Annotated in this window: 25 protein-coding genes and 1 tRNA gene; 13 read left to right on the forward strand and 13 right to left on the reverse strand. The window is 42.4% G+C overall.

Annotation, left to right across the window (positions count from 1 at the left end; genetic code table 11):
* Positions 1–52 precede the first annotated feature (52 nt).
* Complete coding sequence (locus HEQ19_10355; protein ID WYL99860.1) at positions 53–1570, reverse strand: pitrilysin family protein; 1518 nt, start codon at positions 1568–1570, stop codon at positions 53–55.
* Positions 1571–1596: 26 nt separating this feature from the next.
* Positions 1597–3081 (reverse strand): pitrilysin family protein, encoded by a 1485-nt coding sequence (locus HEQ19_10360; protein ID WYL99861.2) that lies wholly within the window; start codon positions 3079–3081, stop codon positions 1597–1599.
* 287 nt (positions 3082–3368) lie between these two features.
* Between HEQ19_10360 and HEQ19_10365 the strand changes: the two genes are divergently transcribed.
* A complete protein-coding gene (locus HEQ19_10365) occupies positions 3369–3983 on the forward strand; it encodes a TetR/AcrR family transcriptional regulator (GenBank protein ID WYL99862.1) in 615 nt (204 codons plus the stop codon).
* 219 nt (positions 3984–4202) lie between these two features.
* On the opposite strand, the gene HEQ19_30855 is transcribed toward HEQ19_10365, so the two are convergent.
* The 3 genes from HEQ19_30855 to HEQ19_10380 all read right to left on the reverse strand — a co-directional run bounded on the left by HEQ19_30855 (position 4203) and on the right by HEQ19_10380 (position 6358).
* A complete protein-coding gene (locus tag HEQ19_30855) occupies positions 4203–4730 on the reverse strand; it encodes a GIY-YIG nuclease family protein (protein WZI67169.1) in 528 nt (175 codons plus the stop codon).
* Positions 4731–5123: 393 nt separating this feature from the next.
* Positions 5124–5567 carry a DUF4332 domain-containing protein gene (locus HEQ19_10375; GenBank protein WYL99863.1) on the reverse strand — a complete coding sequence of 148 codons (444 nt, stop codon included), beginning with the start codon at positions 5565–5567 and terminating at the stop codon, positions 5124–5126.
* A complete protein-coding gene (locus HEQ19_10380; GenBank protein WYL99864.1) occupies positions 5564–6358 on the reverse strand; it encodes a PhzF family phenazine biosynthesis protein in 795 nt (264 codons plus the stop codon). The genes HEQ19_10375 and HEQ19_10380 overlap by 4 nt, the downstream gene beginning before the upstream one ends.
* A 167-nt stretch (positions 6359–6525) precedes the next feature.
* Between HEQ19_10380 and HEQ19_10385 the strand changes: the two genes are divergently transcribed.
* Both HEQ19_10385 and HEQ19_10390 read left to right on the forward strand, forming a co-directional pair.
* On the forward strand, positions 6526–6741 hold the full coding sequence (locus HEQ19_10385; GenBank protein WYL99865.1) for a hypothetical protein: 216 nt from the start codon (positions 6526–6528) through the stop codon (positions 6739–6741).
* Positions 6735–8117, forward strand: a complete 1383-nt coding sequence (locus HEQ19_10390) for an aminopeptidase P family protein (protein WYL99866.1) — start codon at positions 6735–6737, stop codon at positions 8115–8117. The genes HEQ19_10385 and HEQ19_10390 overlap by 7 nt, the downstream gene beginning before the upstream one ends.
* A 60-nt stretch (positions 8118–8177) precedes the next feature.
* On the opposite strand, the gene HEQ19_10395 is transcribed toward HEQ19_10390, so the two are convergent.
* The 5 genes from HEQ19_10395 to HEQ19_10415 form a co-directional block, all read right to left on the reverse strand.
* On the reverse strand, positions 8178–8579 hold the full coding sequence (locus HEQ19_10395; protein WYL99867.1) for a type II toxin-antitoxin system VapC family toxin: 402 nt from the start codon (positions 8577–8579) through the stop codon (positions 8178–8180).
* Between the two features lie 10 nt (positions 8580–8589).
* On the reverse strand, positions 8590–8883 hold the full coding sequence (locus HEQ19_10400) for a hypothetical protein (protein WYL99868.1): 294 nt from the start codon (positions 8881–8883) through the stop codon (positions 8590–8592).
* A 310-nt stretch (positions 8884–9193) separates the two neighbouring features.
* Positions 9194–9481, reverse strand: a complete 288-nt coding sequence (locus tag HEQ19_10405; GenBank protein ID WYL99869.1) for a hypothetical protein — start codon at positions 9479–9481, stop codon at positions 9194–9196.
* Positions 9482–9784: 303 nt separating this feature from the next.
* Positions 9785–9952, reverse strand: coding sequence for a hypothetical protein (locus HEQ19_10410; GenBank protein ID WYL99870.1), 168 nt, complete (start codon positions 9950–9952; stop codon positions 9785–9787).
* Positions 9953–9955: 3 nt separating this feature from the next.
* Positions 9956–10225 (reverse strand): hypothetical protein, encoded by a 270-nt coding sequence (locus HEQ19_10415; GenBank protein WYL99871.1) that lies wholly within the window; start codon positions 10223–10225, stop codon positions 9956–9958.
* A gap of 118 nt (positions 10226–10343) precedes the next feature.
* On the opposite strand from HEQ19_10415, the gene HEQ19_10420 reads away from it, so the two are divergent.
* On the forward strand, positions 10344–11015 hold the full coding sequence (locus HEQ19_10420) for a class I SAM-dependent methyltransferase (protein ID WYL99872.1): 672 nt from the start codon (positions 10344–10346) through the stop codon (positions 11013–11015).
* Positions 11016–11159: 144 nt separating this feature from the next.
* On the opposite strand, the gene tnpA is transcribed toward HEQ19_10420, so the two are convergent.
* A complete protein-coding gene (gene tnpA / locus HEQ19_10425; protein WYL99873.1) occupies positions 11160–11564 on the reverse strand; it encodes an IS200/IS605 family transposase in 405 nt (134 codons plus the stop codon).
* A gap of 180 nt (positions 11565–11744) precedes the next feature.
* Between tnpA and HEQ19_10430 the strand changes: the two genes are divergently transcribed.
* The 5 genes from HEQ19_10430 (at position 11745) to HEQ19_10450 (ending at position 14502) form a co-directional block, all read left to right on the forward strand.
* Entirely contained in the window at positions 11745–11927 is a 183-nt protein-coding gene (locus tag HEQ19_10430; GenBank protein ID WYL99874.1) for a hypothetical protein, read from the forward strand.
* A gap of 9 nt (positions 11928–11936) precedes the next feature.
* The gene (locus tag HEQ19_10435) at positions 11937–12323 is read left to right on the forward strand and encodes a hypothetical protein (GenBank protein WYL99875.1); all 387 of its coding nucleotides are present in this window, start codon (positions 11937–11939) and stop codon (positions 12321–12323) included.
* Positions 12323–13429 carry a transposase gene (locus HEQ19_10440; GenBank protein ID WYL99876.1) on the forward strand — a complete coding sequence of 369 codons (1107 nt, stop codon included), beginning with the start codon at positions 12323–12325 and terminating at the stop codon, positions 13427–13429. The genes HEQ19_10435 and HEQ19_10440 overlap by 1 nt, the downstream gene beginning before the upstream one ends.
* Before the next feature lie 131 nt (positions 13430–13560).
* The gene (locus tag HEQ19_10445) at positions 13561–13968 is read left to right on the forward strand and encodes a hypothetical protein (GenBank protein WYL99877.1); all 408 of its coding nucleotides are present in this window, start codon (positions 13561–13563) and stop codon (positions 13966–13968) included.
* A gap of 12 nt (positions 13969–13980) precedes the next feature.
* The gene (locus tag HEQ19_10450; protein ID WYL99878.1) at positions 13981–14502 is read left to right on the forward strand and encodes a hypothetical protein; all 522 of its coding nucleotides are present in this window, start codon (positions 13981–13983) and stop codon (positions 14500–14502) included.
* Between the two features lie 50 nt (positions 14503–14552).
* Here HEQ19_10450 and HEQ19_10455 read toward each other — a convergent pair whose 3' ends face one another.
* Positions 14553–15455 carry a rhodanese-related sulfurtransferase gene (locus HEQ19_10455; GenBank protein WYL99879.1) on the reverse strand — a complete coding sequence of 301 codons (903 nt, stop codon included), beginning with the start codon at positions 15453–15455 and terminating at the stop codon, positions 14553–14555.
* A 69-nt stretch (positions 15456–15524) separates the two neighbouring features.
* Between HEQ19_10455 and HEQ19_10460 the strand changes: the two genes are divergently transcribed.
* A tRNA-Ala gene (locus HEQ19_10460) sits at positions 15525–15597 on the forward strand.
* A gap of 2 nt (positions 15598–15599) precedes the next feature.
* On the opposite strand, the gene HEQ19_10465 is transcribed toward HEQ19_10460, so the two are convergent.
* A complete protein-coding gene (locus HEQ19_10465) occupies positions 15600–16232 on the reverse strand; it encodes a DUF938 domain-containing protein (GenBank protein WYL99880.1) in 633 nt (210 codons plus the stop codon).
* Between the two features lie 390 nt (positions 16233–16622).
* Here HEQ19_10465 and HEQ19_10475 point away from each other — a divergent pair, with 390 nt between their 5' ends.
* The 3 genes from HEQ19_10475 (at position 16623) to HEQ19_10485 (ending at position 19866) form a co-directional block, all read left to right on the forward strand.
* Complete coding sequence (locus tag HEQ19_10475) at positions 16623–17120, forward strand: hypothetical protein (GenBank protein WYL99882.1); 498 nt, start codon at positions 16623–16625, stop codon at positions 17118–17120.
* Between the two features lie 318 nt (positions 17121–17438).
* Positions 17439–18923 (forward strand): VWA domain-containing protein, encoded by a 1485-nt coding sequence (locus HEQ19_30860; GenBank protein ID WZI67170.1) that lies wholly within the window; start codon positions 17439–17441, stop codon positions 18921–18923.
* Entirely contained in the window at positions 18898–19866 is a 969-nt protein-coding gene (locus HEQ19_10485; GenBank protein WYL99883.1) for a toll/interleukin-1 receptor domain-containing protein, read from the forward strand. The genes HEQ19_30860 and HEQ19_10485 overlap by 26 nt, the downstream gene beginning before the upstream one ends.
* Positions 19867–19918 lie beyond the last annotated feature (52 nt).

The following is a 19918-nucleotide window of genomic DNA, read 5'->3' on the forward strand; positions in this document are numbered from 1 at the left end:
AAGCGCAACTACGAACAACAAGTTACCCAGCATTGTTAGCTTGCTGGACTGGTTAATTTTTCGCCTGTGGTTGGGAGGGGGGAATTGTCACATCTATTGGCGTTACCTGTGATGCTAGTTGCGTCAATGGTGGTTGAATGGCTATTTGATTCCCCACCACCAGAGTTACCAGCTTTTCTGGCTTAAGGTATTGCTTTGCGACCCGCTGGACATCAGCTGCTGTGGTGGAAGCTACAGCTTTTTGATAGCGAAACAAAAAATCAGCCGGATAGCCGAAATATTCGTAGCGCATCAAGCGCGATAGAGTTTGGGAGGGGTCTTGAAAATTGAACACAAAAGAATTCAGGGTAGACTCTTTTGCAAAAGCCAATTCCTTAGCTGTGACTCTTTGGTTTTGGATGCGCTTAATTTCAACCCGCAAAGACTTAATAAACTGAACAGTCGCATCTGATCGCGTTTGTCCACCAGCAATGAACAACCCAGGATAATCAAAACGGGGATTCCAGTAACCGTATACCGAATAAGCTATCCCTTGACGCGATCGCACTTCATTAAATAACCGACCACCAAACCCATTCAACACCCCATTCAATACATTCAACGCCGCATAGTCGGGATTATTAAATTGTCCGCCTAAATGCCCAATCAGAATATTACTTTGAGTCAACTGCGGTTGATTCACAAAAAATACACCACCACCCTTAGCTTGAGACACCTTCGGTAACTGGGGTTTAGCTAGATTCCGGTTAGGCTTCCAATCGCCGAACTTGCTTTGAATGAGCGATCGCATTTTTTTAGCATCAAAATCCCCCACAATTCCCAAAATCATATTATTGGGATAAAAATATTGCTGGTAAAATTGCACCAAATCCTGACGAGAAATCCGATCCAGCGTTGCATATTCTGTCGTGCGAGCATAAGGACTATCTTGTCCATAGATTAACTTGCGAAATTCCCGACTAGCAATATCATTTGGATCATCATTGCGTCGCGCAATACTACCCTTCTCTTGCGTCTTAGCCAAATCCAGCTTTTCTTGAGCAAAAACCGGCTCACGCAACACCTCAGCAAACAACCCAAAAACCGTTTCCAGATTTTCACTCAGCGTGTCAAAACTAGCACCAGCAGAACTTTCCCCAATACTAGTTTCCACCGAAGCCGCTCGTTCCTCCAAAATATCATTAATTTCATCCGACGAATGCTGCTTAGTTCCCCCAGTTCGCATCACCGTTCCCACAAACCCAGCCAAACCGACCTTATCTGAAGTTTCCAGGCGATCGCCAGTCCGCAACAAAGCAGTACCATTCACCAAAGGCAGATCGTGATCCTCCATCAAATACACAACCAAACCATTTTGCAACACATACCGCTCATACTTCGGTAACTTCACCTCAGACAACGGTGGAAACTGCAACTCATTGTAATGCTTTACCGCCCCCGTCGCCGCCCAAGAAAAATTAAAACTTAACAGTAAAAACCCAAAAGCCGCAACCAAAGCATAAACCAGTCGCCGACTACTTTTAATTTTCCCACCCATCCGCCTTTTACCCTTCACCTGATATCTCTGCATTTTTCTGTTCCTCTGCGGTTCAATTCCTACCCCTGTTTCGACAACAACTTACCAATTGTGCGATTTTCCGGCGTAAACCTATCCTGAGCCACCCGCTGAATATCAGCCGGAGTCACCGACGCAATATCATCCAACTGCTTAAACAAATTGCGCCAAGAACCAGTTTTCACCTCATATTCCAACAGCTGCTTCGCCATACCCATATTGGAATCCAAACTTCGCAATAAACCCGCCCGCGCTTGGGTCTTCACCCGCTGTAACTCAGTCGTCGTCACAGATTCCGTTTTCAATTTGTCAATTTGTTGACGCAAAGCCACCGCCAACTCATCAACCGTGCGACCAGGAGCAGTCAGAGCATAAAATAACATCAAATTTGGGTACTTATCCCCAGGAAACCCACTAGAACCTTGGGCATTCAACGCCACTCGCTGTTGTTCAACCAAAGATTTATACAATCGTGAAGTACGTCCATCACTCAATAAACTAGCAATAATGTCATAAACCGCATTATCTCGGTCAGTTACAGACGGACGGTGATAACCTTCTAAATACCAAGGTTGAGAAGGTAGCTGTAAAGTAACTTCCCGCGTTTGTGTTTGCGGTGGTTCCGCTGGGATGGATGCAGTAGCTTTTGGTTTTTTAGGAAAGCGTCCAAAATAAATTTGCGCCAGTTTTTTCACCTGATTCGGGTTGACATCTCCCACAACTGCAATGGTTAAATTACTCGCTACATAATACGTATCAAAAAACTGCTTCACATCTTCCGGTGTGAGGTTGCGGATATCTTCGTCATAACCAATGACCGGACGCCTGTAAGCATGGGTTTTGTAAGCAGCATCGAGAAACTTTTCCACCATTTGTCCAATGGGCGAATTTTCTACCCGCAGGCGTCTTTCCTCCAAAATTACATCTTTTTCTTTATAAAACTCGCGAAATACTGGGTCAAGAAATCTCTCTGATTCTAGGGACATCCACAGTTCCAACTTATTCGCCGGAAAGCTGTAAAAATAACGGGTGGCTTCCACAGAGGTATTCGCGTTTAAACCCACCCCTCCCGCTTGTTCGACAATTTGCCCTAGTTCATTTTGCTTGACAAACTTACCTGCTTGTGATTCTACTTGCTTAAACTCAGCTTGCAACTTGGCGACTTGATCTTTTTTACCACCAGCCTTAGCTGTTTTAATTTCTGTATCCAATTGTTGCAAACGGTTAAGCAGTGGTTGTTCTGACTTGTAGTCTTTCGTACCAATACGTTGCGTACCTTTAAAAGCCAAATGCTCCAAAAAGTGGGCTACACCAGTTTTGCCATCCGGCTCATCCACACCACCGACATCAGCGTAGGTAAGAAAAGAAACTACAGGTGCTTGATGGCGTTCCAAAACAATGAACTTCATCCCATTGTCCAGGCGAAACTCAGTCAACTGCTTAATAACCCGATCCAGATAAGGTTGAATCGAAGTTTGAGGAGTTTGAGCTAGAGCAGCTTCTGGAACTATTCCCCAGGTAAACATGGCAATAACCAGCAAAATTGCCAAAAATCGGCGCAATTTGAAGGGGGATAGATTCTGGTAAAAACAACGGGAATTGAGAGCAGATTTGATTCCCAGTCCCCAGTCCCATTTGAAAATTGAGCGACTCAGTTTAAGCATAAGCGTCAATAAAAGTAAAGTTCTACTATCTCAGAAACAGACTACGAGCCATTGGGCGTTAATCTAGTATTAAGCTTTTGGTGCTTTTTGTACCTGACGTTAGACAATATTGCGACAACCAGTGTTCCAAAGAGATCACTATAACCACTATGCGAGTTTTTAATTCTCCCCCACCCTCAGAAGCACAGACACGTAACCGTATTTTACAGGCCGCGTTGCGATTATTTGCCTCCCAGGGATTTGATGGGACAACCACCCGCGACTTAGCACAAGCAGCAGGTGTAGCTGAGGGCACCCTATTTCGTCATTTTCCCAATAAAAAGGCAATTTTGGTAGAGGTGGCTACTGGTGGTTGGGTGGAGATTCTCACAGATTTACTTACAGAATTGAGTGAAATGGGTAGCTATAAAGCGATCGCCCAAGTAATGCGCCGACGGATGTGGAATTTACAAAAAAATGCCGAATTGATGAAGGTCTGTTTCATGGAGGTACAATTTCATCCAGATTTGCGCGATCGCATTCAACTAGAAGTCATTAGCAAAATGACCGATGTCGCGGAAGCTTTCTTTCAAACGGCGATGGATAGAGGTGTTTATCGCCAAACGGATGCGAAATTAGTGGCTAAGGTTTTCTTAGGAATGTTTGCGATCGCTGGTTTTTCTGACAACACCTTAATCGAACCCAACGCTTCCCCCCAAGAAATGCAGCAAATGGCTGAAGGATTGGCTGATATTTTTCTCAATGGCGTGTTAGCGAAAGAGTGAAATTTGTTGTCCCTCTACCTGTTTGGCAAAATTAGCTTAATTAGGTCGGTTATTGAACATTACAGGCTGGTTGTCGTCATTTGTCCGTTGTATGCTCCCTTCGACTAAGCTCCCTTCGACTTCGCTCAGGGAGCGACTTGGTTCCCTTCGACTAGGCTCCCTTCGACTTCGCTCAGGGAGCGACTAGGCTCCCTTCGACTAGGCTCCCTTCGACTTCGCTCAGGGAGCGACTAGGTTCCCTTCGACTAGGTTCCCTTCGACTAGGTTCCCTTCGACTAGGTTCCCTTCGACTAGGTTCCCTTCGACTAGGTTCCCTTCGACTAGGTTCCCTTCGACTAGGTTCCCTTCGACTAGGTTCCCTTCGACTAGGTTCCCTTCAACTTGGTTCCCTTCGACTAGGTTCCCTGAGCGAAGTCGAAGGGAGCGACTTTGCTCACCACCGAAGCCAGCCAACCTACTGTAATGAGTTTCATTTTGACATTCAGCCAACTGATGCAACAAATTTGTATCCCCTGCAATCAAAGCTTGCTTTTTCTTCCGATTCCAGCCCTGTACCTGCTTCTCACGCTCAAAAGCATCAGCCACGCGCTTATAATACTCACAGAAAACCAGCTTCACAGGCAACCGTTTCGCCGTGTAGTTTGCACCCTCTCCCTCTTGATGTTGCCATAGACGCCGCTCTAAATCTGTTGTACTACCCGTGTAGTAACTACCATCAACACACTCAAGAATGTAGATATAAGCCATAAGTTGATTTGTGCGATCGCTCGCTGTCTAGTTACTTATAAAAAGTGTTCCCTGAGCGAAGTCGAAGGGAACACTCTTTAACTAGCGCTGTCTAGTTACTTATAAAAAGTGTTCCCTGAGCGAAGTCGAAGGGAACACTCTTTAACTAGCGAAGTGAAAGCGATGTGCATGGAAATAACGTACCTGATATCCAGGAGCGTGGGTTTCGACTCCGCTCAACCCACTGGTTGAGCGTCGAGGGCTGAATCTGAGTGCGTAAGTCCTGTTTTGTATAAAAACAAATAAATAATCAATAAATTTAAAGTTAATTTAACTATAGCTTAATTTTAGTACGTATATTTCTGTTTTGCCGCAAATTTTAGCCTTACGACATTTGTGATTATTGCCTGAAAACTACTTAAAATTGATTCGCCGAGCTTGTTGACTCCATTGTCGCACTTGCTCCACCGCCGGACATAAATCGCGGCGTTGCATTGTGGCAACCTGTAGACGTAAAATTTGCAGGTGCAATCTGTGAGCCGGAACCTCAGCCAACTGCGCCACCGAACCCACACCTGCATGTAACAATAAACCACAATATTGTGTCCCCACACCAGGAATCCGCGCCAAATCTGCCAAAGCCACCCATTTATTGACATACTGAAGATGGACTTGTAATTGACTTGCTAACGCCACTCTTTGTTCTAGAGTCTTCCCTAGTTTAACTAGCGCTGCTGTGGTTTTAATGCCACAATTTTGTAGTTGCGATTGTTCATCTTGACTCAATCCAGGTAATTGCTCAATCGGCCAGTCACAAGACTTGATAGGATGAGGATTATCTGTATGTTTAGGGGTCATGTCAACTCTCCGCGCAGGACTGTAACTGCTTGTCCACCCAGATAAACGCGATCGCCCCCAGGATAATATACCTTGACTACCCCACCGCGACTAGATGCCTGATAAGCCAAGAACTGATCTTTTTGCAGGCGATCGCGCCAGAAAGGAGCAAGACAACAATGAGCAGCGCCAGTCACCGGGTCTTCATTTATCCCCAATCCTGGAGCAAAGAAGCGAGAAATAAAATCGTAGTCTGAACCAGGATGAGTAATGCTAGTTACAATGATATCAGACACAGGCAATGTTTTGAGTAACTGGAAATTCGGCTGTAGTTCTCGCACCAAATCTTCCGATTCCAACTCTACCAAATAACCCAGAGAATTCTCAAAGACAGATTTGTAAGCTACACCCAAAGCTTTGCTGAGTTCTGACGGTGCGACAGTTGCACAAGAAACATTCACCGGAAAATCTAACTCAATCCAGTCACCTTGAAGCTTGGCTGTTAGTACCCCGCTTTTAGTAAAAAACCGCACCACTTCATCAACAGACAAATGACCCTCCAACCATAGCACATGGGCACTGGCTAAGGTAGCATGACCACAAAGAGGTACTTCCACCGTCGGTGTAAACCACCGCAAACCAAAGCCATCATCCTGTCTGACAATAAAAGCCGTCTCCGATAAATTCATCTCCTGGGCGACATTCTGCATCCAAGCATCATCTTGGGGTGCAGACAAAACACATACAGCAGCAGGATTCCCAGCGAAAGCCCGATTCGTGAAAGCATCAACCTGAGTAATAATTTGTCCCATAGGTTCAATGACGACTTCTCCCAATACTGCGTAGGTTTTGAAAATCGCAAAGCGTGAAACCTTTGTAGAGACGTTACATGTAACGTCTCTACATTCGTTAACCGAGTAGTATTGCGACTTCTCCCATCATTTAGATTACCTAATTTCTGCCTCTGCATGAACTCCTATTGCAAGTCGATGCAATTCAATTGCGAGTCGATGCAATTCAATTGCAAGTCGATGCAATTCAATTGCGAGTCGATGCAATTCAATTGCGAGTCGATGCAATTCAATTGCGAGTCGATGCAATTCAATTGCGAGTCGATGCAATTCAATTGCAAGTCGATGCAATTCAATTGCGAGTCGATGCAATCGCATTGCAGGGTAAAATATTGTTATGCTAACCCAAAATCCCCCCACCTCCCTCATCGACACCCTCCGTCACCGCAGACAAAAACTAGCTAGCCTGATTGATTTTCCCGCAATTCTGTGGTCAGGAAACAGCAGTCCGCGTAACTTTGCGGCTAATAATTTTCCCTTTCGCGCTAGCAGTCATTTCCTTTACTTTGCCGGATTGCCATTACTAAACGCCGCTATTCGCCTAGAAGCAGGTAAACTAGAATTATTCATAGATGATCCTCATCCCAGCAGCGCCCTTTGGCATGGACAAACACCAAATCGGGAAAAAATCGCCGAGATAATTGGCGCTGATGCAGCAAGACCAATGGCAGAATTAGAGTCATCAATAGAAGGTGCAGCGACAATAGCTGTACAAGATGCGGCTACTTGGACACAGCAAACCCAGCTATTAAATAGATGGATTTTACCCCCAAATCCGCCCCAAGGAATTGACTTAGAATTAGCCAAGGCGATTATCTCCCTGCGCCTCACCCATGATACCGAAGCATTAACTGAGTTACGCCAAGCTGCGGTGGTGACTGTAGAAGCTCACAAAACGGGGATGGCTGCAACAGCTAAAGCCAAACGAGAATCAGAAATTAGGGCAGCGATGGAAGGAATAATTATCGCTCACAATATGACAACATCTTACAACAGTATTGTCACAGTTCACGGCGAAGTTTTGCATAATAACCAATATCACCACCCCCTACAACCAGGAGATTTACTCCTAGCTGATGTCGGCGCCGAAACAGAGATGGGTTGGGCTGGCGATGTCACCCGTACTTGGCCAGTTTCTGGTAAATTTTCATCTACCCAAAGAGATATATATAATATTGTACTGGCGGCTCATGATGCGTGCATTGCCAAAATCTTTCCTGGGGTGGAGTATGAAGAGATTCATCTTTTGGCTTGCACAGTCATTGCGGAAGGATTAGTAGATTTAGGTATTTTACAAGGAAATCCCCAAGATTTAGTGGCAATGGATGCCCATGCATTGTTTTTTCCCCACGGTATTGGGCATTTACTCGGTTTAGATGTCCATGATATGGAAGATTTAGGCGATTTAGCTGGGTATGAAGAGGGACGCCAAAGAAGCGATCGCTTTGGTTTAGGCTATCTACGTTTAAATCGTCCCCTGCGTCCAGGAATGCTGGTGACAATTGAACCGGGGTTTTATCAAGTTCCTGCCATTTTAAATGATGGTGAACTGCGCTCAAAATATTATAATGTCGTCAATTGGGAACGCTTATCTCAATTTGCCGATGTCCGAGGAATCCGCATCGAAGATGATGTTTTAGTGACAGCAGAGGGTAGTGAAGTGTTAACGGCTGCATTACCAAATCATCCAAGTGCAGTAGAGGAATTAGTCGCTGGTTGATTTTATCATAGTTCACCCGTAAAGGTCAACTTTTGAACCCTGTCGGCAAATGCTGCGTTGTTAGAGCGAAGGGGTAATAAGACGTAAATTGGAAATTTCTCGAAAATCTTTGATATTGTGAGTAACTAGCGATAAGTTATGGCGGATAGCTGTTGCTGCAATCCAGGCATCTTGAGGAGAAATGACCCGTCCTGCACTTTGTTGATCGGCACGAATCTGTGCCCATTCCCGACAGAGGGGTTGATCAACTGGAATGATGATATAATCCGACAAGTATTGCTCTAGTTGTGCGAGGCGACGAGCGCCCCACTTACGCAGGATTGCCCATTGAAAAAGTTCGGCAACGGTCATGAATGAAAGTGCCAATTCATTACCTGTTAAAAGTGGGATGTAAGGATCGGCATAGTCGCTGCCTTTGAAGATGAAGGAGGCAATGTCGGTATCGATTACCAAAAGACTCATGGAAGTTTCCTTAAATTAACTCTTGGCGTTGTTCCTGCAGGAAGGAGAGAAAGTCTTCAATGGAATCTTCTTGAGGCCAAAAGTCAGCGGCGAGATCCTTGATATTCTCAACCGTTGTAGGGTTTTGGGTGGTAAGCAACTGCTTGATTGTGATCCCGTGGCGAAACTGGTCATTGAGCATTTTCAGGTAAGTTTGGGAATTCAAGGATGAATCACCAAGTATGAGGATTTGGAGGAGTTGTTGGCGCTCTTTAGGTGAGAGCGATTGGATGAGAGTCAGCGCAGCTTCGAGTTGTGGTGTCATGGTAAGGAGTTTCCCATATACAAAGAGTATTTATACAGCATTTTTATACGTAATTTTGTCAACCCGGATATTACACATTCATTATTTTAACCCATTGAAATGGGTTAATCATTTGTTAGCTTACAGCTATTTTCAGGTAAATGAACCACATTTTTATATCTCACGCAAACGTGTTCGTAGAGAAGGCGCATGAGCGGAGCGTGCCGTAGGGAAGTAACAAAGAAATACAGATATAGATATCGGCGTGTGGTCTAAATACCTGAAAACTGCTGTAACCCCTTGTAAAGATTGTAAAATACAGTCTCTACATTCATGTTCCAAGATGTCTATTAGAAATCTCCATTTGCGCTAAATAATATGCCCACATCATTCTTCCCCAAAAACGTCCCAACGATAGCACAAACCACCCACCAAAGCCAACAATAAAAAACGTAATCCCGCCAACTACTGACGCAAGCAACGAAAACAAAAATAGCATCACTAACACACCTATTTTTGCTAACACATAGTCACCTAAATTTCGCAATATAAATTTAAAGTGTGCAAAGATATTTATTGTTTCAAGAAATGAGTTTTTTGTCGCACAACGCAACGCCATTGACGGAACCATCAGGAAAACTAGGTTCTTGCGTACTTAGCGTGCTAAATATGTTGAAAAATAAGCTTGAACTCCTTGCTGGGATAAGATGACAGCCATTATTTACTGCCTTTTAGGTCTGATGATTAAAATTTTGGCTATAAGCGCCTGTAAGCCTTGATTTTAAAACAAAGTTATCGACTGTAATTAAAAATTTAGCACGTTAAGTACGCAAGAACCACAAATATAGACTTTTAGGGTGCGTCAGCTGTAAGAATTGGGCAATTTGATAGCTAGTGCGATCGCGTTTATCAGATAAGGATTTTAAAAATGAGATGCGTTTCCCTTGAACCACACTTCACCCTCTGCTGTGCCTGTGTATTGGCTATTAGACCAAACCACTACTGTAGAGCGTTCAACATCTGGACGAATAAGAATTTGCGACACAAAGCGACTGTATTCTGACAAAGATTGCAGAGGGTTTTCGCTCATACTCTAATAAATTGGCTGAAAACGAAGGGTTTCAGCTAACTCGCGTTGATTTATCTGCTCCGTATATGACTGCTTTCGGCGAAGCCATGTTTCATATATACCCTTCCAGCGACTAAAGTCAGTACGGGTTTCGTCATATTCATCATAGCGGGCGAGGGTACCAGCAAAGAGCGCTTTGTAGAAATCCTCGCTCAGAACACCATATTTTTCCTCATAGAGAGTCAATCGGCGCTCCAGCAGTTTCATCTCAATCACAAGTTCATGAATTTCCATTATCTGTACACGGTAAAATGTATCTATTCCAAACCACAAGGTTAGATTACATTATCCTAACCCGACCCTGCGGTTGAGCATTATCAGCTGTGTGACACAGGTCTATTGTTAACAAATTATGGCAAATCAAACCCTGGGACTAGAAAAAGACTTATATAATTATCTCCTATCTGTATCCCTGCGAGAACCGGAAATCTTAACCCAATTACGCCAAGAAACAGCCCAGCATCCAATGGCGATAATGCAAATTGCACCGGAACAGGGTCAGTTTATGGCGTTGTTGGTGCAGTTGTTAGGTGCGAAAAAAACTCTAGAGTTAGGTGTATTTACTGGCTATAGTACGCTAGTAGTTGCCTTGGCGTTACCGAAAGATGGTAAAGTTGTCGCCTGTGATGTCAGTGAAGAATTTACGGCGATCGCTCGGCGTTATTGGCAGCAAGCAGGGGTAGGAGATAAAATTGACTTGCACATCGGACCTGCCCTAGAGACCTTAGATAAATTCTTGGCAGATGGAGAAGCAGAAAGCTTTGATTTTGCCTTCATCGATGCCGACAAGAGTAATTATGATGGTTATTATGAGCGATCGCTACAGTTAGTGCGTCCGGGTGGACTAATTGCGATCGATAATGTTCTCTGGTCAGGTAGGGTCGCCGATCCCGAAGTACAGGATAATAGAACTAACCAGATTCGCGCCTTTAATCAGAAGCTGCATCAAGATGAACGAATCACCCTGAGTTTGCTACCCATTGCCGATGGTTTGACATTAGCGCGGAAGAATTCAAAAAATTAACTTCAGTTAGTCCTCAATAGTAACGTACCGCAAATTTATTGATCGTGCGTAAAACCCCATCCCCAGGTGTCTGTGGATGTAAGCACGGTTAATTGAAGGGGTTCGATACCCCTTCAATTAACACTCTCCCTTCGGGTAAGCGAGTTAACCTCTGTCTTTCTGAGTCTCAATGTACCGCTTCACTGCTTCTTGGGAGACTCCGCCAACAGATGAGTAAAACGTGCCATCACTCCACATCCCTGAACCCCAAAAGCGACGTTTTTTAAGGTCTTTAAACGTATTAAATATATGCACAGCCGAAATTGATTTCATGGTTTTAGCGATTTCTACTGGTGCGGTGGTGTGGTCTGCCTGTACAAATACATGAACGTGGTCAGGCATTATTTCCAATGCGTGAAGTATCCATCCATAGGTTTTACAGGTTTCCCCGATGATGCGTTTTAACTCCACCTCTACAGCGCCTTCAAGGATTTGATGACGGTATTTGGGGCAAAAAATAATGTGGTATCCCAGACAATGTAAGCTTTGTGAGCTTGATAGTATTTCCATTTTTAGTGTATATCGACAAAATATATAAACCTTGTGATATACTCAGTTTACCACCGCCAGTTGTTCATGGGGGAAACCCCCAAGACCACACTGGCTCAGGAAATAAAATGCCTGCGTAGTGCTGACACACCACACAGGCTACTCCTGAAGCCGATTAAACTAAGCAGGAGCAAATCAATTATGCCAGATCCAAGATATTTAAACGATCCAGAAGAAGAAAGCGAACCTTGGACAGAACCTATTCAAGCTGAAGACGACCGATCGGCAGAGGAAACCTGCCAAGAATTAGCCAATGATTACAACGTCGAATTAACGGATGTAACTTATCAAGGCGGGAACAATTACGATTGTCACTTTCAGTAGGAGCAAAATATGAGAATTACTGACAGATTACCAGGAACATCAATTTGGAACAAAAATCAAGGATGGGTATGTGAGCCACTTCCTGTGCTTGAAGCAAATCAAATAGCCGTAACTATTAACGTTAAAAGCGGAATATCTCAGTCACAGCTAGAACAGTCCTTGGATTCGTTAGGAATAGTATCACACTACTATTATTTAGGAGAAAATGATCCTAAAAACCCAAGAGCCGCTAATCTTGTTTACTTAGCTAAAGTATGTCATTCATACGGTGAATTGCTGGAAACTATAGGCGTCTTGCAGTCGGCAAACATACCAGTAAACGCTATCTCTGTAATAACTCCTCAGTTGCAAAAACTGGCAACATTTAAGCAGTTTGAGCAGAGGCAAACAGCGTAATGAAACGTACTGTTAGCGTCCCAGTTGATTTACCATCAGAAAGGTTTTTACCTCTGATGAATCAGTGTGCAGAAATATTTAATGCACACGTTGACTGGGCTATTGCTAACAGTACCTACAACAAAAACAAGGCACACAAGGAACTGTATCATCTGTTAAGGGTTCAGTATCCGAGCGTGCCTTCTGCGTTATTACAAACAGTTCGCGATAACGCACTTGAGGCAATCAAAGCCACAAAGTTTAAAAGCGTTCCCAAGAAAAAACCAACATCAGGATTAAGGTATGACAAACGCACAATGACACTGAGAGGGAAGCAATTAACTCTTAGCTGCATTGGTAAGCGAGTTACCTTGATTCTTGATGTACCTGAATATTTCAGAGAAGTTTTTGAGACTTGGGAATTTTGTGGGGCGACTCTCACTTACACCAGTAAGACCAAGCAATTCTGGGTAAGATTGGTTTTTGAGACAGGAGATCCGCAACACATAGAAGGAAAAATTCAAGGAATTGACCGAGGTTTGTATCACCAAGCTGTTACTAGCGATGGTCAATTCTTCAGTTCTTCTAACATCAGAAAAGTGCAAAGACGTTACTTATACAATCGTCGCCAACTCCAACAAAAAGGTACTCGCAGTGCCAAGCGTCGAATGAACGCGATGTCTGGCCGTGAGAAGCGGTTCATGAAGGACACGAATCATTGTGTAAGTAAAAAGTTAGCCAACCAACCAGGGGTAGCCGTCTTTGTACTAGAGGATTTGTCCAGCATTCGCACACAGCGAAGGGGCAAGAAAATGAATAAATGGTTGGGTAGTTGGGCTTTTTACCAACAAGAACAATTTCTGACTTACAAGGCAGAAGCATTGGGTAAGCGGGTAGTCCACCAAGACCCTCGCTACACTTCCCAGAAATGCAATATCTGCAAGCACATTCGCAGGACTTACCGCACCAAGTCCAAGTTCCACTGCAAAAATTGTGGTCATCGGACACACGCGGATCTCAATGCTGCAAAAAATGTCAGGGATGACTATATTCTCTCCTCTACCCAAGGGACAGAGGAGCAGGCATCAGTCAATATGCCGCATGTTTCAGCCGAGTCTCTCGGTTAGTTACAAGCCCCATCCCCTTGTGGGTGGGGCGTTTGACTCTTTGATGAAGAAACAGCGTCAAAATATGTCAAGAAGATATGAAATGTTGAAATGCTCAAGTTCAGTATGAGCTAACAATCAAACTCACAAGTGTGGAAAATTTAGGACAAAATCCTATCAATTCATCTGATTTAGTCGAACCAGTTATTTTAACTATAACTCTCTACGCTTTTGGTAACAGAATATCTCCTCGTCCACCTCGTCTCAGTATAGATATTCTCGTTGAGAAGGATTTGGTAAAACCTACCCAACCGCCAACGGGTGCTTCCACGTTTGCGGATATTCAGTATGCTCCTCTGACAGGACATTACTATAAACTAGATAAAGGGACACTATTACCAGTAGGTTTGGGGGTGATAGCAGATGGTAAAGAGGTTGGTGGAACTCATTCCCCCACCCATCATACTATCTATCCTTGTCGAGAAATGCCCTTTTCAGAATTTGTAGAAAAATTTCTGAATTGTGGCTGGGTTTATGCAGGTAAAAAAGAAATTAGATAATCCATAAAAGCTATGGCTGAAACAAAATCCTATCAACAAGAAACAAAACTTTGGCATCAATTAATTGAATTAGAAAAAGCCTATTTAGAAACTCGGCAAAATTTTCTCAACAGTTGCAATTCAAGAGTATCTTTGATTAGAGAAGCCTTGCAAAATCCTACAGAAAGAGCAACTGCACTGCAAATCATTAATTATCTAACTTTAGAGGAACGTCAGAGTTTATTTGCTGAATTAATTAAGTTAGCTAGTGTCGGCCATTCAGATATTGAATTAGTCCGAAATACTATTCTTTCATTTGATAAAATATGGCTAATCGATCAGATTGACACTTATGCTGAACCTCTATTAACAAATGGTACAGATGAAGAATATAGGCGATTATTAGAACTTTATATTCAAATTGATGATGGACTAACCGAAACACTTGTCATCAGGTCATTACAACAATCAGACCTTCAAATTCAGGAAGTAGGTGAAGATTTTGATAAATATCTCAAAACTAAACTATCAAGTCAGATGGTAGCGGGAAATTAAACCGCTAAAATTTGTGAAATCTCCACCCAAATCAAACCTTCGCAAATCGCCTATGGTTCACGCTGCATTTTTAACTGTAACTGACGCCATTTTTCCTGCTGACGGGTTCTTTTCTCCTGGGTCAAACTGTCAAAACAGTAAGCGCAAGAAATCCCTTCCTCATATTTGGGAGAGGCTTTATCTTCTGGTGAAATCGGTCGTCCACAACTGTGACACATCTGATAACTACCCGATTCCAAACCGTGACGCACAGCTACCCGTTCATCAAAGACAAAACATTCCCCTTCCCATAAACTTTCTTGGGCGGGAACTTCTTCTAAATACTTGAGAATTCCGCCCTTGAGGTGATAAACTTCAGTAAAGCCTTGGGACAACATGAAGGCTGAGGCTTTTTCGCAGCGAATACCGCCAGTACAAAACATGGCGACTTTTTTATGTTGATTCGGGTCGAGATTTTGCCGCACGTATTCAGGAAATTCTCGGAATGATTGAGTTTGGGGATTTTGCGCCCTTCTGAAAGTACCGATATTTATCTCATAATCGTTGCGGGTGTCAATCACGGTGACTTCAGGGTCAGAAATCAGGTCATTCCATTCTTGAGGATTGACATAAGTACCAACTTGCTCATTGGGGTCAACTTCTGGTAAACCCAAGGTGACAATTTCTGATTTTAGCCGCACCTTCATCCGTTCAAAGGGCGGAATATCAGTATAAGACTCTTTATGTTCTAAGTCTACCAACCGAGGGTCAGAACGTAGGAAATAGAGAACCGAGTCCACCGCCTGACGAACACCTGCAATTGTACCGTTAATTCCTTCGGGTGCGAGGAGAATTGTTCCCTTAATGCCTTGTGTTTGACAGTAAGACAGCAAGGGGTCTTGCATTTCGGTAAAATCTGGCAAACTGACGAATTTATATAGAGCTACCACAACTAAAATATTTTCTGGCTTCATCCGATCCAAAATCGCAATATAAGGTAGAATAACGAGAGCCGGTTGAATTACCTGCTATTTTAATTTTATGGGGGTTTAGCTCAGTTGGTAGAGCGCCTGCTTTGCAAGCAGGATGTCAGCGGTTCGAGTCCGCTAACCTCCATGTTAATTATGCTGGAAAACTGCGGAAAGATTATTGGCTGGCATTTGGTAAGTTTTCACCAAGCTAAGGTTTTGTGCTTTCGCTGCTGACACCACATCTTCTAAATTCCGCACACCCCACGCAGCATTTTGATCGCGTAAAGAATCATCAAATGCGGCATTGCTGGGGGCGCTATGTTCTCCACCTTGTTTGTAAGGTCCATACAAATAGAGGATACCACCAGGTGGTAAAATTCTACCAGCACCAGCCATTAGTCCTAAACAGGCTGACCAAGGGGAAATGTGAATCATATTGATGTTGACTATGGCAACAATGGGTGATTCAGTTAAGGTGGTGTTTTCCACTGACCAAACTCGCTCCTGAGCATTCAGTTCCAGCGGTGGATAAAGATTATCCGCAGGTAAATATTCCGCCCAAGCAGTAATACTGGCGCGTAATTCAGGATTTGGATCAGAAGGTAGCCATTTACGAGGACTAAGGCGCGGGGCAAAAAATACAGCGTGTTCACCAGTCCCACTGGCTATTTCGAGGATAGTACCATTTGCGGGTAAGACTTGTAAAAGGATCTCTAAAATCGGTTCGCGATTGCGTTGGGTTGCGGGTGCGTATTTGCGCTCGTCTTCGGTTATGTTCATCTATATATATGTAGTCTGCAGAAATTTCAGCGACATTAATTAAAATTATCTTCTGAACCGGGATATTATGAACGCCTTCCCCCTACAATTGCCCTAGTACACTGCTACATAAAAGCTGGACAAATCCAGACATTACTTGAAGTTTCAACGGGAGTGTTTGGGAGACTATCCCTTAACGTCCAGACACGGTAAAGCCCTCCGTGCATATTTTTCGAGATTTTTAGACGCATTTAAATCTCGGTCTGAGGTATGCTGACATTTTTTACATTCGTAAACCCGTTCAGATGCACTTTGAGGGATAATAAGGACAAAAATGCTAAGATACACCCCGCAAGATATGTTAATTAAAAGGTAAGATAGCGGCTTTTACAAAGTAATTGCGAAAAAATAATGGCTAAATTCGACCCCGCAAAATTAAAAAAAGTATCTGTAAGCCTTCCATTTGGCATTGGTTCTGCTGAATGGGAAGCTGATCCAACGGAACGTAAAGCAGCTTGGTCACTTTACATTGAACTTGTTACCCGCATAGCTGTTCAGCCTTTGGAAGCTGACCAAGGACTTCTGCGAGAAGCTTTGACTTCTCTGTACAACTTGTTTCCTGTAACACGGCAAATCCTCAAAGAGGCTGGGCCAGATGTGGGAGCGTCCCGTGATTCAGTTGGGGGTATTGCGATCGCAGTACTGAATAATGGTTTACGCCCTTTCCTAGCAAAGTGGCATCCGCTGTTACAAACATGGGAAGCACAGCGTCCTCCTCATCTCAGCTCTAAAGAACACGAGCGCAATTGGTCTGAGGAAGCAAAATTGCGGGATGAACTGGAATCGCTCAGAAAAGACTTGGAGCAATATGCTAATGCCTTAGCGCAGATTGCTGGTGTGAGTGAATAACAAGAGAAGCTTCTAGATGACTGACACTCAAAATTCAATGTGTTCTTGGCTCATAATAGTGTCCCACTCTGAAGGCTAAAACTCTACATTTCTCGCTTGGTATCACCTGACTCAAAATATTAATAGCAATTTTGCAAATATTTTATTAGATTTCAGGAACAGTAAAGATAAATTTTGTATCTACAGATGTGCAGGTGATACTTCTGTCAGTCCACCTTGTTTCCAGGGGCATATACAACAAGATATCGCATAAACAATTCTGGGAGAGAATACAGAATTGTTTGTTGTAATTGCCAATACATTTAGGAGCCTCAAAAAATGAAAAAAGGTCAGATCAAGCTTGATATTTTAACGGAAAGACCAATAGTTAGAAATGATGCAATATCCGAGTTGGATCTTGTAATAGAAGTTAATTCTCAACAATTAACCAATGAACTCGACAGAAAAAAGGCTTTGAATCTATGCATCGTCATAGACAGAAGTGGGAGTATGAGCGGAGAAAAGCTAGAAACTGCTAAAAAAAGTTGCATTGATATCTATAAACAGTTAGACGAGAAGGATTTATTTACTGTCGTAGTATTTGATGACGATGCTGAGGTAGTTGTTAATCCTCAAGTTCCCAAATCTGAAGTTATCGAAAAAATAAATAAAATAAACACGGCTGGTTCAACTAACCTTTCATTAGGTTGGTATTTAGGTTTGCTGGAATTGCAAACTTACATGACTGAAAACCACAATAATAGACTCTTTCTCTTGTCTGATGGACAAGCAAATCAAGGCGAAACAAAAGTCACTATTTTAGCCCAAGAAGCCTCTAAATCAAGAGAGCTTGGGATTACTACATCGACTATTGGTATAGGAGATGACTTTCAAGAAGATATTTTAGCCGCAATAGCTACAGAGTCTGGTGGTAGATTTTGGTACATACAGGAATCACGGATTGAATACATTATCAATGAAGAGTTTAAAGGGGCTATGTCTGTTATTATAGACAGGCCAAGAATCCAGTTAAACCTTCCTAAAGGGGTAGCAATTAGTAAGAAATTAAACGATCTCACCAAGATAGGTGATAATAAATATCGAGTAAATAGACCTATTAAAGGTAAAGATCAATTCAATTTTGCTGTTCGAGTTGAGGTTAACCCAGAGAATACTGAAACAAATGATTTGAATTTGGAGGCTATCTTATTTGATGGTGAAGAAAGCGTTGTTCGGACTCAAACCGTAGTTCTTATTAAATCCTATCAAGAATATGTTTCTAGCAAGATAAATCCGATTGTTCAAAGTGTTGTTCAACAATTCCAAGCTATTCTTACAAATGAAACATTATTGGAAAAGATGCCAGAAAGTGGTTTGGAATTGATGAGAAAAATGCTTGTAGAAGATGTTAAGGGAATGCGGAAAGTAAGAGATGCTCTTGAAGAGCAGAGAAAAAATGAAAGAGTGATGCAAGAAATTATAGATAATCAGAGGCGATTATTCGGCAAAGAGAATGCACTATTGATTACTGAAATATTAGAAAACTTTAGAGAAAATCAAGAATTTCGAGAATTTCAAGAATTTCAATATTTTATAACACGATTGCGAAAATTTATTAGTTCTGAAAACCAAAAAGGGAAAATGAGATTGGATAATCAAGTAAATTTTAGTGATATAGACAAATTTGATGAAGATTTCCAAGTGTCTATACTAGAAGAATTTATTGAATTAGCGGATACTTTGATACAGAGATTTCCAGATAAGGCAAATGAGTTATTAAATTATCAGAGGAAAATTCGTGAGAACTTGGCGCGATATCAATAGACACTCTTGGACATTTGGAAAAAAGCTAATTGTAGGATATGGCGGTGGAATTGGTGCTTACAAAACCTCCTACGCCATTAACCAAGAGAGGGGGCTTATTCTAAATGGTAAAATTTCTGCTGATTTAAACATATCAAATTGTTACTCAACAGGTGCAGGACTAATCTGTCGAGCCGATGACTTTTGGACTTTCCTTGCCTTTCATACCGCACCTAGTGCTAATGGAGGTGATTTTACTTTAGCAAGAATTAGTCTATTTAAGCAAGGAGTGCTTTCTGAGATATTTGCTTCCACTGAGGAAGTATATTTGGAGGATGGCTTCAATCAATTTTCCTTAGAATTTTTTTCTGGTAAAGTCAGAGGTGAAATAAAAACTTCACGAAAAATCTACGAACTTACCTACACCTGTCCGCATATCCCATTTCCGGGATATGTAGGATTAGTCAAATTTTATGGAACTGGCGTTTCTGTAAAAAATGTAAGAATTGAAAAGACCGAACTTCCTTTTGAAGAAAAGCTTAATCGTAAAATGAAGAATAACTTTGAGTATGAAGTCTTTATCTGTCATTCATCTCAAGATAAGCCGTTTATTATAGAAAATATTATTCCAGAATTTAAACGACAAGGAATAACTTACTGGTTTGATGCAGAACAAATTAAGTTTGGAGATCCAGTCACTCAAAAAATAGAAGAGGGTTTACAAAAAAGCAAATATGTCATGCCATGTTTGAGCGAAAATCTCAAACAGTCTGGCTGGACAAAAGGAGAGTATAGCGCAATTCTCAATGCCGAGTTTAGCGGTAATTCAGAACGAGTTACTATTCCTCTAAAACTAGAGAACTGCAAGGATAACGATATCCCACTTTTGCTAAGAGATAAAAAACGAGTTGACTATTCCAATCAAGTGGAACTTGCTGAATTTATGAAATTTTTGAAAAGCTAACGAATCAGAATTTATTTGATAAGAGGCTGAGGCTTTGGATTTAGAGATTAAA

The organism is Gloeotrichia echinulata CP02, assembly GCA_038087035.1.
Lineage (GTDB): Bacteria > Cyanobacteriota > Cyanobacteriia > Cyanobacteriales > Nostocaceae > Gloeotrichia > Gloeotrichia echinulata.